Annotated in this window: 14 protein-coding genes and 1 riboswitch; of the genes, 6 read left to right on the top strand and 8 right to left on the bottom strand. The window is 45.5% G+C overall.

Features of this window, described 5'->3' with window-relative positions; all coding sequences use genetic code 11:
- Positions 1–199: 199 nt before the first annotated feature.
- The 4 genes from nrdF to nrdH are packed head-to-tail and all read right to left on the bottom strand — an operon-like array spanning position 200 to position 3,932.
- Positions 200–1,168, bottom strand: coding sequence for a class 1b ribonucleoside-diphosphate reductase subunit beta (nrdF, locus tag H3S82_RS04480; RefSeq protein ID WP_198232712.1), 969 nt, complete (start codon positions 1,166–1,168; stop codon positions 200–202).
- 12 nt (positions 1,169–1,180) lie between these two features.
- Complete coding sequence (gene nrdE / locus H3S82_RS04475; protein WP_198232711.1) at positions 1,181–3,331, bottom strand: class 1b ribonucleoside-diphosphate reductase subunit alpha; 2,151 nt, start codon at positions 3,329–3,331, stop codon at positions 1,181–1,183.
- Positions 3,295–3,711 (bottom strand): class Ib ribonucleoside-diphosphate reductase assembly flavoprotein NrdI, encoded by a 417-nt coding sequence (gene nrdI, locus H3S82_RS04470; protein WP_198232710.1) that lies wholly within the window; start codon positions 3,709–3,711, stop codon positions 3,295–3,297. Before nrdI ends, nrdE begins: the two co-directional genes overlap by 37 nt.
- Positions 3,711–3,932 carry a glutaredoxin-like protein NrdH gene (nrdH, locus tag H3S82_RS04465; protein ID WP_198225146.1) on the bottom strand — a complete coding sequence of 74 codons (222 nt, stop codon included), beginning with the start codon at positions 3,930–3,932 and terminating at the stop codon, positions 3,711–3,713. The genes nrdI and nrdH overlap by 1 nt, the downstream gene beginning before the upstream one ends.
- Positions 3,933–4,161: 229 nt before the next feature.
- Positions 4,162–4,367: riboswitch (cobalamin riboswitch) on the bottom strand.
- 229 nt (positions 4,368–4,596) lie between these two features.
- Here nrdH and H3S82_RS04460 point away from each other — a divergent pair.
- Positions 4,597–5,811: an MFS transporter gene (locus H3S82_RS04460; protein WP_198225147.1), complete on the top strand. Its 1,215-nt coding sequence runs from the start codon at positions 4,597–4,599 to the stop codon at positions 5,809–5,811.
- Between the two features lie 55 nt (positions 5,812–5,866).
- Here H3S82_RS04460 and prmC read toward each other — a convergent pair whose 3' ends face one another.
- The 4 genes from prmC to secA form a co-directional block, all read right to left on the bottom strand.
- Complete coding sequence (gene prmC, locus H3S82_RS04455; protein WP_370541219.1) at positions 5,867–6,718, bottom strand: peptide chain release factor N(5)-glutamine methyltransferase; 852 nt, start codon at positions 6,716–6,718, stop codon at positions 5,867–5,869.
- A gap of 2 nt (positions 6,719–6,720) precedes the next feature.
- Positions 6,721–7,800 carry a peptide chain release factor 1 gene (gene prfA / locus H3S82_RS04450; protein ID WP_198225148.1) on the bottom strand — a complete coding sequence of 360 codons (1,080 nt, stop codon included), beginning with the start codon at positions 7,798–7,800 and terminating at the stop codon, positions 6,721–6,723.
- A 192-nt stretch (positions 7,801–7,992) separates the two neighbouring features.
- On the bottom strand, positions 7,993–8,412 hold the full coding sequence (locus tag H3S82_RS04445; protein WP_198232719.1) for a Fur family transcriptional regulator: 420 nt from the start codon (positions 8,410–8,412) through the stop codon (positions 7,993–7,995).
- A 302-nt stretch (positions 8,413–8,714) separates the two neighbouring features.
- On the bottom strand, positions 8,715–11,429 hold the full coding sequence (secA, locus tag H3S82_RS04440; RefSeq protein WP_077970685.1) for a preprotein translocase subunit SecA: 2,715 nt from the start codon (positions 11,427–11,429) through the stop codon (positions 8,715–8,717).
- Between the two features lie 424 nt (positions 11,430–11,853).
- On the opposite strand from secA, the gene H3S82_RS04435 reads away from it, so the two are divergent.
- The 5 genes from H3S82_RS04435 to H3S82_RS04415 all read left to right on the top strand — a co-directional run bounded on the left by H3S82_RS04435 (position 11,854) and on the right by H3S82_RS04415 (position 15,755).
- Positions 11,854–12,870, top strand: coding sequence for a peptidylprolyl isomerase (locus H3S82_RS04435; RefSeq protein WP_198225149.1), 1,017 nt, complete (start codon positions 11,854–11,856; stop codon positions 12,868–12,870).
- A 99-nt stretch (positions 12,871–12,969) separates the two neighbouring features.
- Positions 12,970–14,208: a bifunctional glutamate N-acetyltransferase/amino-acid acetyltransferase ArgJ gene (gene argJ / locus H3S82_RS04430; protein ID WP_198232709.1), complete on the top strand. Its 1,239-nt coding sequence runs from the start codon at positions 12,970–12,972 to the stop codon at positions 14,206–14,208.
- Positions 14,177–14,980 carry a GNAT family N-acetyltransferase gene (locus tag H3S82_RS04425; protein ID WP_078039184.1) on the top strand — a complete coding sequence of 268 codons (804 nt, stop codon included), beginning with the start codon at positions 14,177–14,179 and terminating at the stop codon, positions 14,978–14,980. Before argJ ends, H3S82_RS04425 begins: the two co-directional genes overlap by 32 nt.
- Positions 14,977–15,390 carry an 8-oxo-dGTP diphosphatase MutT gene (mutT, locus tag H3S82_RS04420; protein ID WP_077970681.1) on the top strand — a complete coding sequence of 138 codons (414 nt, stop codon included), beginning with the start codon at positions 14,977–14,979 and terminating at the stop codon, positions 15,388–15,390. The genes H3S82_RS04425 and mutT overlap by 4 nt, the downstream gene beginning before the upstream one ends.
- A gap of 107 nt (positions 15,391–15,497) precedes the next feature.
- Positions 15,498–15,755, top strand: a complete 258-nt coding sequence (locus tag H3S82_RS04415) for a hypothetical protein (protein WP_198232708.1) — start codon at positions 15,498–15,500, stop codon at positions 15,753–15,755.
- Positions 15,756–15,825: the final 70 nt, after the last annotated feature.

Here is a 15,825-nt window from a genome sequence, read left to right as displayed (position 1 = left end):
GATGACGCGGGGTTCATTTTTTTTCACCTGTTTTTCTGGCGAATAGTCTTCCATTACCGAGAAACCTCGTGCCTTTCAACGAAGCTTGAATTGAAAATGGTTTGCGTTTTTTACCCCCTCACCTTATGACAAAAAAAGGGAGCCTCCCCCCCTCTTCTTTCGTTTTAACCGTCGATTTAAAAATGTATTAACAGTCAATTCAAAAATCCCAGTCCGAATCTTCCGTGGCAACGGCTTTACCAATCACATAGGACGAACCGGAGCCTGAAAAAAAATCATGGTTTTCGTCTGCATTCGGTGAAAGAGCTGAAAGAATAGCAGGATTAACTTTGCAAATATCGGGAGGAAACAGAGGCTCGAATCCCAGATTCATTAGTGCCTTATTCGCGTTATAGTGTAAAAACACTTTCACTTCTTCGCTCAATTTTACCCCGTCATAAAGCTGTTCGGTGTATTTTGTTTCAATATCGTAAAGATCCATCAAAAGCGTATAGGTAAAATCTTTCATTTCATTCTGCCTGCTTTGAGAAAGCTTGTTGAAGCCGATTTGGAACTTGTAACCGATATAGTAGCCGTGCACCGCCTCATCACGAATGATGAGCCTGATAAGATCGGCGGTATTGGTGAGTTTTGCCCGACTTGACCAATACATCGGTAAATAAAAGCCAGAATAGAACAAAAAACTTTCCAGAAAAACCGAGGCAATTTTTCGTTTCAAAGCGTCACTGCCATTATAATAATCAAGAACGAGCGCCGCTTTTTTTTGAAGAAAAGCATTCTCTTCCGACCAGCGATAGGCTTCGTCAACATCTTTTGTGAGACAAAGGGTCGAAAATATCGACGAATAGGAGCGGGCGTGAACTGCTTCCATAAAAGCAATATTGGTAAGCACCGCTTCCTCGTGCGGCGTAATTGCATCCGGCAAAAGCGAAATGGCGCCTACAAAATTCTGCATTGTGTCAAGAAGAGTAAGTCCGGTAAAGACGCGAATGGTCAATTGCTGTTCTGCCGGTGTCAAACTTGCCCACGACGGGACATCATTGGAAAGCGGCACTTTTTCAGGAAGCCAGAAATTTCCTGTCAATCTGTTCCAGACTTCAAGGTCTTTTTCATCTTCAATTTTGTTCCAGTTGATCGCCGGAATAGTTTTTAAATGGTTTGTTAGCATCGGAAATTATCCTTAAAGGCTACAGGAAACACAGGTTTCGACTTCGGTTCCGCTCAAGGCTTTTTGGCGTAGCCGCACATAATAGATGGTTTTGAGTTTTTTCTTCCACGCGTAGATTTGCGCTTTGTTGATATCGCGCGTCGTGGCCGTATCGGGGAAAAAAAGCGTTAATGACAAGCCTTGATCGACATGCTGACTGGCTGCGGCATAGGTATCAATGATCTTTTCCGGACCTATTTCATAGGCGTCCTGATAATATTCAAGATTATCATTGGTCATATAAGGTGCCGGATAATAGACACGACCGATCTTGCCTTCTTTGCGTATTTCTATTTTTGCAACAATCGGGTGAATGGATGCTGTGGCATTATTGATATAGGAAATCGAGCCGGTGGGCGGAACCGCCTGTAAATAACGGTTATAAAGCCCCCATTTTTTTACCGATTGCTCAAGCTCCTGCCAGTCTTTCACAGTAGGAATCACGAAATTCCGGTCAGCAAAAAGCTGTTTGATGCGTTGTGTTTCCGGCTCGAACTTTTGAGTGAGGTATTTTTTAAACGCACGCCCATCGGCATAGGCTGATTGTTCAAAGCCTTGAAATGTTTTACCCTTTTCTTTGGCAATGAGGTTCGAGCTTCTCAACGCATGAAAGGCAACTGTATAAAAATAGAGATTGGTAAAATCGAGTGCTTCCGGAGAGCCATAATAAATATGCTCCTTGGCAAGAAAGCCATGCAAATTCATTTGACCGAGGCCGATAGCATGCGCCTCGCGATTGCCCTTTTCAATGGATGGTACACAAACAATATCGCTCATTTCGGAAACCGCTGTTAAGGCACGAACTGCTGTTTCAACTGTTTTGCCGAAATCGTCGGACTGGAAAGCTTTAGCGATATTGAGCGAGCCCAGATTGCACGAAATATCGTTACCGATGTGACGATAGCTCAAATCGGCATTCAATGTGCTCGGCTCATTGACCTGAAGAATTTCAGAGCAAAGATTGCTCATATTGATGCGTCCGGCAATTGGATTGGCACGATTGACCGCATCTTCAAACACAATATAGGGATAACCCGATTCAAACTGAATTTCGGCCAGAGTTTGGAAAAAATCACGAGCATTGATTTTTTTCTTGGTTATGCGCGGATCGTCAACGAATTTGCGATAATTTTCGCTCAAAGATATGTCGGATAAGGCTTTACCCGTGACTTTCTCTACATCATAAGGTGAAAAAAGGTACATATCCTCGTTATTGCGTGCAAGCTCGAAAGTAATATCGGGGATGACCACACCAAGGGAGAGCGTTTTGATGCGGATTTTTTCGTCGGCATTTTCCCGCTTGGTATCCAGAAAGCGCATAATATCGGGGTGATGGGCACTTAAATAAACCGCCCCTGCCCCCTGCCTTGCGCCCAATTGATTGGCGTAAGAAAATGCATCTTCAAGAAGTTTCATGACCGGCACAATTCCGGACGACTGGTTTTGTATTTTTTTGATCGGTGCGCCTTGTTCTCTGATATTGGTGAGGCACAAAGCGACCCCACCACCACGCTTGGACAATTGCAAAGAAGAATTAATTGCGCGACCGATCGATTCCATATTGTCTTCAACCCGCAGAAGAAAACAGGAAACAAGTTCTCCACGTTGTTTTTTACCAGAATTGAGAAATGTTGGCGTTGCCGGTTGAAAGCGACCGCTCATCATTTCATCGACAAGCCTTTCGCAAAATTTTTTGTCGCCTGTAGCAAGTGTCAATGCCACCATAACGACACGATCTTCGTAACGTTCGAGATATCTTTTCCCGTCGAAAGTCTTCAGCGTGTAACTCGTATAATATTTGAAGGCACCCAAAAATGTGGGAAAGCGGAATTTGAACGCATAAGCACGTTTGAAAGCTTTTTTGATAAAAGCAAAATCATAACAATCAAAAACGGTTTTCTCGTAATATCCTTCACGCACGAGGTAATCGATCTTCTCTTCAAGATCATGAAAAAATACCGTATTCTGATTGACATGCTGCAAAAAATATTGCCGCACGGCTTCACGATCTTTATCGAACTGGATGCGCCCATCTTCGTCAAAGAGATTGAGCATTGCATTTAATGAATGATAATTTTTGTCACTATCTAAAGTGTCTGTTTTTTCTGGGCTATCTGTTTCCATAATTTTCCTAATCCTTGTCTGACAAGGTTCACATCTTCTGTTGTCCCCCTGAGCTCGAAACTATAAAGCCAGGGCACACGACACTTTTGAGAGATGACTTTTCCGGCAAGTGCATAAGCCCAGCCGAAATTACGATTGCCACCGGCAATAACGCCTTTAAGAAATTGCCGGTTTTCTTGATCATTGAGAAAATTGATGACGGTTTTGGGCACTGCCCCGTCGCCTTTGGCTCCGGCGTAAGTCGGTACCACCAGAACATAAGGTTCAACCACTTTCGGAATTGCCGTTTTTTTGAAAAGCCTTAAAGACGGTTCACCGATTTGTTGCACAAAATAATCGGTATTGCCGGTCGCGCTCGAATAATAAACAAGGACTGCCATTATTCTAGCCCGTTTATTTTATCAGGTTGGAAACCTGCCCAGTGATTGTTTCCTGCAACAACTACCGGCAACATTTTATATCCCAAACTTTCGATATAGGATAAGGCTTCCGCATCTTTGGAAATATCCACAATATCGTAGGAAATATGTTTATTATCCAATGCCTTGTATGTTGCTTTGCATTGTACACAAGATGGTCTGCTGTAAATTGTGATTGTCATGATTTTTTCCTAATTTTTGGTTGCAAAATCCCGCCTGCTTTCTTGCTTGAGAAAGCAGCATGAGAGACGTTTTTTAAAGTTGCGTCGATAAGGCGAACTTTAGCCGGTCAGGAAAAATGACTGAGAATCTTGGACATAAAACTTCCTTCCCGAAGCAATGTGGGGGATATGGCAAAGCCCACATCCGCACAAAACACGTCCGGAAAGGCCATAACCAGAACACCCCGTCTGTTGACATTCAATTCAAGGCAGGTCTCCTGGCTCATGGCTTGAAGCGCCAAAACCACCTTCCCGGGTAACCCCAGTGGCATAAGGTTTTGACTTACCATTTACAGTTGCGGGGGCAGCTTCGGCTTTTTTTATAAATTACCGAATTCCCTCTTAGCTCTTTCACCCGATTTCGAATCAAAAAGAACCTTGAACACAATATCTAGTATCACTCACAATATTTTCGTCAATATATTTTAAAAAAGCAAATCGGATTATGTACAATTTTTGCGCGTTTTGCGAAAAAGGGATCACGCAATTTTCCCTTTTACAATGTCACTTTTTGTTGACGGTTCAATTATATAAATTGAATTTAGATTTTTATGAAATTAAATTAAAGCCACCCGCCGTTATAGCGGAGAATTAATCGGGGGGAGGTAGATATTCGGAGTATAAAATGACTACCTCAACAGCCACAAAGGCTGAACCTGGTGTACAAAGCGGAACGACTTTATATAGACGCATAAGTGTGGCAATGTTTTTTGCCGGCTTTGCAACTTTTTCTCTTCTTTATTGCGTTCAGCCACTACTACCATCTTTTGCAAACCATTATCACATAACGCCAGCGAACAGTTCGTTGGCGCTTTCTATATCAACCGGCTTTCTGGCCTTTTCCATTCTTCTTTCAAGTGCCTTTTCCGAAGCGCTCGGCCGCCGCGGTTTGATGACCGCGTCGATGATCGGAGCTTCTGTTCTGAACATTGTCGCGGCGCTTGCAACAAGCTGGCATTGGCTGCTTGTCGCGCGTGCACTGGAGGGTATTCTCTTAGGGGGCGTTCCGGCGGTTGCGATGGCCTACCTTGCCGAAGAAATCGCTCCACGAGGGTTCGGAAAAATCATGGGGCTTTATGTCGGCGGTACGGCATTCGGCGGCATGATGGGGCGGGTTGGTATGGGCAGCCTCATCGAATGGTTCAATTGGCAATGGGCGTTGGCTATTATCGGCATTATTGACCTCATTGCAGCCATCGCTTTCTATTTTCTATTGCCACCATCAAAAAACTTTGTTGCCGTTCACGGCATCAATATCCATCATCATATCAGAGCATGGGTAGGCCATATCGGTTCGATACGGTTGCTTTATATCTATCTCTTCATCGCTCTTGTGTTCGGTGATTTCGTTGCGATTTTGAACTATACGGGCTTTCGCATGAGCGGAGCACCGTTCTTCCTTAGCCCGACGCAAATCGGCTTTATCTTCTTAAGCTATGTTTCGGGTATCATCGTTTCACCGATTGCCGGAAATTTGACCAACAAATATCACCGCAGCTCCCTATTGTTCGTTGCTGTTGCAATTCTGGCTTTAGGCTTAATTTTGACGCTGACCAACAGCCTGTTCTGGTTTATTGTCGGCATAATTTGCGTAACGATAGGTTTTTTCGCCGCCCATGCGGTGGCAAGCAGTTGGGTTGGCCGCATTGCCGTCGGAGCAAAGGGACATGCAACAGCACTTTACCTTCTGTTCTACTATATGGGATCGAGCTTCATCGGTGCATTTGGCGGCTGGTTCTGGTTCCATGGCGGCTGGGACATGGTCATTGCATTCACCGGTACGCTCGTCATCATCGCGTTCGGATTCTGCTATTTGTTACGGCGTCGTGAATTGGCCTGAATTTTTCATTGCTGTGGAGCATATGAAGTAAATACAGAGAGCGTGAGTTTCACGTTCAGGAAAATAACAAGGCGCGCCAAATACCATTCAGGTCTTTGCGCGTCTTTTTCAATTTAAAACCACTCTCTGAAAAAAGAGCAATCACGTCTTTTTCCTGACCTTTGCCAATTTCAACCGCAATCATTCCATGCGGTTTCAAAAATTGGCGGCCTTCTTTTGCGAGCTTCCGATAAAATTGGAGTCCGTCTTGCCCACCCGACAATGCCCTCAAGGGATCGTATTTTTTTACCTCGGTTGCAAGTGAACAAATTTGACTTTCCCGAATATAAGGCGGGTTCGATATAATCATATCGAACTTTCCTGAGAGACTAAAAAACCAGTCACTGTTTAAAGGCGTAAAACGGTCTGCTACTCCGGCATTTTTTGCGTTCAATGAAGCTGTTTCTAAGGCATTGTCACTGATGTCGACAGCCGTGGCCTTGAGCCCGTCAACATTTGCCAGAAGAGCAATGGCTATGGCGCCGGTTCCGGTTCCCATATCGACAATTCGGGCTTTCCCACATTGCCCGATTATGGCTTGAATTTCAGGTAACGCCAAATCGACAAGCGCTTCTGTATCGTCTCTTGGTTCGAGCGTATCAGCAGAAAGCTGAAACTCTATCCCGTAAAATTCCCGTTTTCCGATAATGCGATAGACCGGTTTACCATTCAGCCGTTCAAAAATTGCCTTATCAAGCCGTTGCAAGGCTTCATCACTCACTTGAAAATCGGGATTGAGAATTTCATCTGTGCGGGTCGTCGATGTGACAAACTCGACCAGAAGACGTGCATCAAGATCGGCATTGTCCAGTTTTTTGTCGCGGAACAGTTTTCTTGTTTTTTTCAAAACATCGGAAAGACTTGCCATAATCAGCCGCTATTGCCCAGTTCCGCAAGCAAGGTCGCTTGATGATCGGCAATCAGCGCATCAATCAGCTCGTCAAGTTCGCCTTCCATGACCCTGTCAAGCTTATAGAGCGTAAGATTTATCCGGTGGTCTGTCACACGACCTTGCGGAAAGTTATAGGTTCTTATGCGCTCGGACCGGTCACCGGAGCCAACCTGACTTTTACGGGAAGCAGAGCGTTCGGTATCTGCTTTTTGACGTTCCATATCATAAAGTCGGGCACGCAAAATCTGCATGGCACGCGCACGGTTCTGGTGTTGGGATTTTTCCGCCTGCACGACCATAATACCGGTCGGCAGGTGGGTGATACGCACGGCAGAATCGGTTGTATTGACGTGCTGGCCACCGGCGCCTGACGCCCGCATGGTATCAATCCTTATGTCTTCCGGCTTGATTTCGACATCGATTTCTTCTGCTTCAGGTAAAACCGCGACGGTTGCTGCCGACGTATGAATGCGCCCGCCCGCTTCCGTTTCCGGAACACGTTGCACACGGTGCACACCGGACTCGAATTTCAGCCGCGAAAACACTCCCTTGCCCGTGACAGAAGCGATTATTTCCTTATATCCGCCAACATCACCTTCGCTTGCGGAAACCACTTCAACTTTCCAGCCATGCAAACTCGCATAACGTTCATACATACGAAAAAGATCGCCCGCAAAGAGGGCAGCTTCCGACCCGCCGGTACCTGCACGTATTTCCAGAATGGCGCTTTTTTCATCGGCTGCATCTTTGGGCAGAAGTTCGATTTGAACATCATGTTCCAGTTTGGCAATTTTGGCTTTGATTTCGGGTAATTCTTCTTCTGCAAGGTTACGCATTTCGGAATCGATCGAATGATCTTTCAACATTGCCTCAAGATCGTCCTCTTCGTGATGAGCCTTATTGAGTTCACGTATCAGACCAACAATATGTTGCAATTCCGAATATTCCGAGGCGAGCTTAACATAGGTCTCGGCATCGGGATTATTTGCCATTTCGCTTTCGATCATCTCGAAATGCTTTTCGAGCTGATTCATACGCTCTTGCGGTAATGCAACCATATTTTTAAAAGCCTGTATGTTGATATGGACCAATTTTCCCGGTCACCGATCAGAACCGGGCAAATGTGTGATAATTCACCCCAAGCCGCTTGCCAATCTAAAAAGTGCTTATGTTAAATGTATAAAAAAATTACAAGCGCCTTTTTTGCGTTACCTATGGCTGATGGCGAGAACCGAAACCCGCGCGGGTCGTTATTTGTGCTTGCGTTTTTTACCATAAAGTTCGAACCGATGGTGGATAATGTCATAACCCAATGAATGGGCAATTTCTTCTTGTAATTTTTCAATGAGGTCGGAGCGGAATTCGATAACCTCGCCGGTGTCGATATCAATGAGATGGTCGTGATGCTCGCGGTTTTTCTGTTCGAAGCGTGACGGACCGCCTTCAAACTCGTGCCGTTCAATTGCACCAACTTCCTCAAGAGCCTTCATCGTACGATAGACAGTCGACAATGAAATTGTCGGGTCTTGTTCACTTGCACGTTTAAAAAGCTCGAAAGCATTGGGGTGATCGAGATTATTATTGAGAAGATCAAGAATAATACGCCGTTGCCTTGTTATTCTAAGGCCACTTTTACGTAATTCTTTTTCATAATCGGGTTTATCTTCCATCATATCTTTAGAACCGATAATTCAATCTTGTGCAAGGAAAAAGTAGAATTTTATATTCAAGATTATACCCCACACCTCAGTTTCAAGAAAGTAGATTACTTGTTAAAACTCTACATCAATAAAAACCTTGAGCACTGCTCAAATCGTTTTGCCAAAAACTCTATGGCAAAGCAAAATGACCGCGCGAAAACACATTGTTTATTTCGAAACCGACCATCTTTTGAATGACGCCATGCTGATTATCAACAATCGTGATTTTCACGAATTGTCATAAAACACAAACACCAGATCAATCAGGCGTGTCAAACAAAAGATCCGTGACAATGCTTGTATTTTTTGCCCGACCCGCACGGACAAAGTTCATTGCGGCCCACCTTGCCCCATGTGGTCGGATCTTTCGGATCACGTTTAGACGGCGCAACAACGGTATCATTTTCAGTACCTACCGAAATCATGCCTTCCGCATCGTCCTGACCGTTAAATTCCGGATGATCGGCATGCATTTCGGGAAGCGGAGCGGGCTCGGCCGGTTGTTCAACTATTTCAAACCGCATGAGTTTGGAAACAACGTCACGCCGCAAATTGGCAAGCATTGCCTGAAAGAGTTCGAAGGATTCAGTTTTATATTCGTTGAGCGGGTCGCGCTGGCCATAACCGCGGAATCCGACGACCGAACGCAAATGGTCAAGATTGACCAAATGTTCGCGCCATAATGTGTCAATGCTCTCAAGCAACATGGCTTTGCGGAAATAGGCCATAACTTCCGGGCCAAAGCGTTCTGCACGTTCCTTCGCACGCTCTTCCATGGCGTTCTTGACGCGTTCCAGTATCTGCTCTTCGGCAATACCTTCTTCCTTCGCCCAATCCTCGACGGGTAAATCAAGATTGAACAATTCACGCAATTTGTCACGTAGTCCGATCGCATCCCATTGTTCGGAATAGGTACCGTGCGGCACATATTTTTCGACGAGATCCTCTATGACTTCATCGCGCATTTCGGCGATCATATCGGTAAGATCTTTGGAATCCATAACCTCCATGCGTTGTTCAAAAATAACCTTACGCTGGTCATTCATGACATCGTCATATTTCAGAAGGTTTTTACGAATTTCGTAGTTGCGAGCCTCAACCTTTTTCTGCGCTTTTTCGAGTGCCTTGTTAATCCACGGGTGGGTGATGGCCTCGCCTTCTTTCAGGCCGAGTTTCTGCAACATTCCATCCATGCGGTTGGAACCGAAAATGCGCATAAGATCGTCTTGCAATGACAGATAGAATTTTGACCGCCCGGGGTCACCCTGACGGCCGGAACGACCGCGCAACTGGTTATCAATACGTCGGCTTTCATGGCGTTCTGTCGCCAGAACGTAAAGGCCACCGGCGGCAAGCGCCTTTTCTTTCAATTTCGCAACATCTTCTTTGATTGCTGCAATCTTGGCATCGCGTTCGGGACCTTCAGGAACATCTTTCAATTCCTGTTCAACGCGCATATCGACATTGCCACCAAGCTGGATATCGGTACCGCGGCCGGCCATATTGGTGGCAATCGTAATTGCCCCCGGCACACCTGCTTGGGCAACAATATAAGCTTCCTGTTCGTGATAACGGGCATTCAATACATTAAAACCGGTAATACCATCTTTCCGCAGGCGATCAGCCAGATGTTCGGATTTTTCGATTGACGTAGTGCCAACCAGAATAGGCTGCCCGCGTTCGTGGGAGGCACGGATATCGCGAACAATTGCCTGATATTTTTCTTCGACTGTGCGATAGACTTCGTCATTCTCGTCGATACGTTTAACGGGCAGATTGGTCGGAATTTCGATAACCTCGAGGCCATAAATATTCCCGAATTCTTCCGCTTCGGTTGCCGCAGTACCGGTCATACCGGCCAATTTGTCATACATGCGGAAATAGTTCTGGAAAGTGATTGAAGCAAGTGTCTGGTTTTCCGGCTGGATAGCGACATGTTCCTTGGCTTCCAAAGCCTGATGAAGCCCTTCCGAATAGCGGCGCCCCGGCATCATACGACCGGTAAATTCGTCAATGATCATGACTTCGCCGTTACGCACAATATAATCTTTGTCGCGCGTAAACAATTTATGGGCTTTCAACGCATTGTTGATGTGATGCACAATCTTGACATTTTCGATGTCATAAAGGCCATGGCCTTTTAACAGCCCTGCCTCGGCAAGCATTTTTTCAACTTTTTCTGTACCGACTTCGGTAAAAGTTGCTGTCTTCTGCTTTTCGTCGATTTCGTAATCTTCGGGCTTCAGCGGCGGAATAAAAGTATCAATCTGTTTATAGAAATCGGTACGATCTTCAAGCGGTCCGGAAATGATAAGCGGCGTTCTTGCTTCGTCAATCAGAATAGAATCAACTTCGTCGACAATCGCGTAGTGATGTCCTCGCTGAACCATCTGGCTACGATCAAATGTCATATTGTCACGCAGATAATCGAAGCCGAGTTCATTGTTGGTGCCATAGGTGATATCGCAGGCATAAGCAGCGCGACGCTGGTCGTTATCAAGGTCATGAACAATAACGCCGGTTGTAAGACCAAGAAAACCGTAAAGCTTCCCCATTGTTTCGGCATCACGTTTTGCCAGATAGTCGTTAACCGTGACGACGTGTACCCCTTTGCCTTCAAGAGCATTGAGATAGACCGGCAATGTCGCCATCAGGGTTTTACCTTCACCGGTACGCATTTCCGCAATACCGCGATTATTCAAAACGATACCGCCAATAAGCTGGACATCGAAGGGGCGCAACCCGAAAACCCGTTTAGAGGCTTCTCTTGCAGTTGCAAAGGCTTCCGGCAAGAGAGAATCAAGTGTTTCTCCCTCTTGTAATCTTTTACGGAATTCATCGGTTTTCTGCCGTAATTCACTGTCACTCAATGCCTGCATTTGCTCTTCAAGAGCATTGATCTCGGCAACTTTTGGCCGAAGAGACTTGATGCGACGTTCGAATGCCGAACCGAATATTTTGCGCGCAATGCCGCCTAAACTGACCATTTCTGGTCCTTTCCGATGTTAGTTGTTGGCGTTTATCAACGCCCGTTGAGTGACGTACACCCTTTAATCTTCAATGGCCGTCCATGCAACCGGAACCGGCTGACAAGTGCCGATGAAGTCTTGCAAAATTTAAACCCAATGTTCACGACAGAGATAGGTGTCGAGACATTTTCTGTCAACAGTAAGAGCACAGTTTGTCTGCCAATCAGACATAATAGAACAAAAGTAAAGGGGCTTTTTAACTTCGGTTGCAGTTCAAGCGCCAATAATGACGTAAAGAACAAATTTTCAACAGAAAAGATGTGAATTGCTGTGCCAAATTGCTAACATTTTTCCCAATTGTGAAAACTAAATGATATGACAGATCCCAGTTTAACCCTTTATTCCAGTCCAGAACGTAGTTGCGTTCTTAAGGAGACAGTTAATGAAATTCATTCCCGCCACATTTTTGCTGTCGTCGGCTCTGCTATTGAGCACCAGCCTAACATCAATAGCACAAAATGCTCCCCAATCCACGGCCGACAAGCCGGCTGCCACAGACTCTGCCCCCCAACCCAAGGTCCCTGATCCGGCAAGTGCACAACAAGCTGCCCCTGAAAAACCGGTCGATCCATCACATGTTATGGCTATTGTCGACGGAAAAAATATTACCGCTGGCGAACTCGATGCAATAGCAAATGATATTGATCCCGGACTTGCCCGCTTGAAAGACCAACAACGCCGGATCACAGTGTTGAAAATTTACATTGATATGAAAACACTGTCCGATGCAGCCGTTAAAGACGGTTTGGATAAGACACCTGAATACGAGAAACGTATGGATGTCATGCGAGACAATGTTCTCCAGCAACTTTATTTCAAGAGCTCGATTGTTGACAAAATAACCGATGACGATGTCAAAGCGCGTTATGAAAAAGAAATTGCCAGCCTGCCGAAAGAAGAAGAGGTTCATGCCCGCCATATTCTGGTAAAGTCCAAGAAAGAAGCTGAAGACATTATCAAGAGCTTGGAAAAGGGCGGTAAATTCGACGAAATTGCCAAGTCAAAATCCACCGACGGTTCAGCTGCTACAGGTGGCGATCTTGGCTACTTCACACGCGGACAAATGGTCAAGCCCTTTGAGGATGCCGCCTTTAATTTGAAAGTTGGCGAATATACAAAAACACCGGTTGAAAGCCCGTTCGGTTGGCACGTCATCAAGGTGGAAGATCGCCGCACCAAACAGCCACCGGCATTGGCAGACGTCAAAGACGCTATTCGCAATATGATTGCGCGTGAGCGTTATACCAAGTTGATCGCCGATCTGCGCACTAAAATGGATGTCAAATATCCTGACGAAGACGTTGCCAAGCTCATGACGAGTACAAAAAGCGGTAGCGCCGGTTTGCCTGAAGACCAGTCTCAGGAAGATGACCAGCCTCAGGAAGAAGAAGACCAATAAGTTTCACTTTGAAGACAATAATGCCGGACAAATGCCTTTTCAAACAGCTTGTCCGGCATTATTATTTTTATTCTCTTCATTGTCATTCGGGGCATTTCTATGACCGTTAAAATTTCGCCGCTTGCACCAAAAACTTTTGCTAAATTGCCTCCGATAAAAGGTGTGCGTCTTCAAACGACTGAAGCCGGCATCAAATATAAAGGGCGCACCGATCTCCTTTTTATCATATTCGACGAAGCAGCCAATGTCGCCGGTGTGTTTACCCGTTCGAAATGTCCCTCGGCACCTGTTGATCATTGCAGGAAAATTCTTTCTCATGGGGTGGCGCGTGGTGTCGTCATAAATTCCGGCAATGCCAATGCCTTTACCGGCAAAAAAGGTATTGCAACAACAGAGGCCACGGCGAAAGCGGCAGCCGATTGTATTGGATCAAAACCACAGGAAATCTATCTTGCCTCCACCGGAGTTATCGGTGAACCGATGGATGCTTCGCGTTTTACCGGTCTATTGCCCGAAATGGCAAAAAATGCCAAAGAAGACAAATGGCTTGATGCCGTTAAAGCGATCATGACAACGGATACGTTCCCGAAGCTTGCAACGCGGACGATCGATTTTGACGGGCATCCTGTCATTATCAATGGCATTGCCAAAGGTGCCGGCATGATCGCTCCGAATATGGGAACTATGCTGTCCTTTATCGTAACCGATGCACCTGTGGATGCTGCCATATTACAGGAAATATTGTCAGATAAAGTTCGCGACACATTCAATGCCATTACGGTTGATAGCGATACATCGACATCGGACACACTTCTCTTATTTGCAACAGGTACCGCGAATAAAGAAATCAAATCTCTCACACAAAAAAATGACCCGCGTTATCAAGCGCTTGCCGAGGGTGTTTATGAAATTTTGCACGAACTTTCTTTGCAAGTCGTCACCGATGGTGAAGGTGCGCACCACCTGATCGAAGTCAGAGTTGAAGGCGCAACAACGAATGAAGCAGCCAAAACCATTGCCCGCTCCATCGCCAATTCGCCATTGGTAAAAACAGCGGTGGCAGGGGAAGACGCCAATTGGGGACGTGTGGTCATGGCTGTCGGTAAAGCCGGTGTCGAGGCTGATCGTGACCGATTGGCAATATGGTTCGGCCCCCATCGCTTGGCCGTTGATGGAGAACGTGATCCCCATTATAGTGAAGAAGAAGCCTCGAACTATATGAAAGGCACGCATATAGTCATTAAAGCCGATATCGGTTTGGGAAATGGCTGTGCAACAATATGGTCGTGTGATTTGACGAAAGAATATGTCGAGATTAATGGTGACTACAGAAGCTGATAATAGAGAACGCCGGAGCACAACTCTGGCCGAGATACGCAGACTTGAAGCACTCTCTGCCCGAGCCTGGCCTACAGAAAAAGAATTTTATGATGGTGTTTGGGCCTGCCGTTCGACAGAAAATATTCCCTCGGCTCGCATTAATTCGGTAACCCCGCTTGATCCTGACGATAATAAAAATCTCGAAAAAAGGGTTAAACATCTATGTTTTGATAACGGCGTCTATAAAAGGCCGTTGCGATTGACGCCGCTTGCGCCACTCGAACTTTTCGACGAACTCAAGCAAAATGGCTGGGCAAACTTTAAAGATGTGGCCGTGATGGTTCTCGAGCCAATCCCGCATATTTCAGGGTCGGATGTCAAACTTAAAGACATCAATATCGAAGACTATAGCAAATTAACTGTCAGCAACCACACACATGAAAACCGCTATGCTGAAATTTTTCTCAAGCTTCTGAAACGCATCAAAGGCAAACCCACATTTTACCAGCTTGAACGGGATAATCAGGTGATCGGCAATATCATTACTGTAAATGATTTCGGTCAAGTCGGTCTTATCGATTTTGCAATCGTGCCGAATTTGCGCGGCCGCGGGCTTGGTGGTTTGGCACTGCAAAGTCTGATCAGTACAATCAGGCGTAAAACTGCCGACGTTCCCATTGAAAGACTTTGGCTACAGGTCGAGACTTTGAATAGTGCCGCCTGGCGCCTTTACACCGGTGCCGGTTTTAAAACAATCTACCATTATCAATATTGGAGACCAGGCGTTTGACCAATCTGAAAACGCTCCTCATCGTGGTTGCCTGTGCCTTGATCGATGAAGATAATCGGGTTTTGCTGGCCGAACGGCCGAAGGGTAAGTCACTCGCCGGACTATGGGAATTTCCCGGAGGCAAATTGGAACCCGGAGAAACGCCTGAACAGGCACTTATCCGCGAACTTGACGAAGAATTGGCAATTAAAGTGAAAGAGGATTGCCTTTCGCCCTTTACTTTTGCAAGCTATTCTTACGAAAAATTCCATTTACTGATGCCGCTTTATATTTGTCGGCGTTATCAGGGAATAGCAAGGGGAGCTGAGGGGCAAAATCTCAAATGGGTTCGGGCTGACGATCTTGATCATTATGAAATGCCTCCTGCTGACAAGCCGCTTATACCACTTTTAAAAGATTTGTTGCTTTAACCGGTTATTAACTTTGTTTAAGCCGGATTGTACCGGATTGAACCAGTGTTAAGTGGTTATTAACAGGTGACTTTTAGCATGTATGTCAGTTACTCTGGAGAAATATCATGCATCACCAAGAGTTTTCAAAATTAGATCATAATGACCTTACTCAATCAGCAGGGACGGGTGTTTTGCGTATCGTATTACTTTTCGGTTCTGTCGCTGTCGCACTTGGTCTCATCCTTGTACCAATGCTTGCAGATCGTAAGAATGCGGAATTCACCCAATCAATTTTTCAAAATAAAGTTGATTATTCTACAATGACTGGTTCAGTCAACCAATCGCCTATTCCTCAAATAGATGACGTAAAAAATCCTAATTAAAAGTCTGAAAGTAGGATAAAATAGCTTAAAAAGTTATTTTATTAAAATATTTTTCTTTGAGATAAGCGCC

It is taken from the genome of Bartonella sp. M0192 (assembly GCF_016102305.1).
In the GTDB taxonomy this organism is placed as follows: domain Bacteria; phylum Pseudomonadota; class Alphaproteobacteria; order Rhizobiales; family Rhizobiaceae; genus Bartonella; species Bartonella apihabitans.
This window is presented reverse-complemented; position numbering and strand designations above follow the sequence as displayed.

Excerpts from the sequence above, each read along its gene's own strand:
- nrdF (WP_198232712.1), bottom strand. The coding sequence starts at position 1,168 with ATGCTAACAAACCATTTAAAAACTATTCCGGCGATCAACTGGAACAAA.
- nrdE (WP_198232711.1), bottom strand. The coding sequence starts at position 3,331 with ATGGAAACAGATAGCCCAGAAAAAACAGACACTTTAGATAGTGACAAA.
- nrdI (WP_198232710.1), bottom strand. The coding sequence starts at position 3,711 with ATGGCAGTCCTTGTTTATTATTCGAGCGCGACCGGCAATACCGATTAT.
- nrdH (WP_198225146.1), bottom strand. The coding sequence starts at position 3,932 with ATGACAATCACAATTTACAGCAGACCATCTTGTGTACAATGCAAAGCA.
- H3S82_RS04460 (WP_198225147.1), top strand. The coding sequence starts at position 4,597 with ATGACTACCTCAACAGCCACAAAGGCTGAACCTGGTGTACAAAGCGGA.
- prmC (WP_370541219.1), bottom strand. The coding sequence starts at position 6,718 with ATGGCAAGTCTTTCCGATGTTTTGAAAAAAACAAGAAAACTGTTCCGC.
- prfA (WP_198225148.1), bottom strand. The coding sequence starts at position 7,800 with ATGGTTGCATTACCGCAAGAGCGTATGAATCAGCTCGAAAAGCATTTC.
- H3S82_RS04445 (WP_198232719.1), bottom strand. The coding sequence starts at position 8,412 with ATGGAAGATAAACCCGATTATGAAAAAGAATTACGTAAAAGTGGCCTT.
- secA (WP_077970685.1), bottom strand. The coding sequence starts at position 11,429 with ATGGTCAGTTTAGGCGGCATTGCGCGCAAAATATTCGGTTCGGCATTC.
- H3S82_RS04435 (WP_198225149.1), top strand. The coding sequence starts at position 11,854 with ATGAAATTCATTCCCGCCACATTTTTGCTGTCGTCGGCTCTGCTATTG.
- argJ (WP_198232709.1), top strand. The coding sequence starts at position 12,970 with ATGACCGTTAAAATTTCGCCGCTTGCACCAAAAACTTTTGCTAAATTG.
- H3S82_RS04425 (WP_078039184.1), top strand. The coding sequence starts at position 14,177 with ATGTCGAGATTAATGGTGACTACAGAAGCTGATAATAGAGAACGCCGG.
- H3S82_RS04415 (WP_198232708.1), top strand. The coding sequence starts at position 15,498 with ATGCATCACCAAGAGTTTTCAAAATTAGATCATAATGACCTTACTCAA.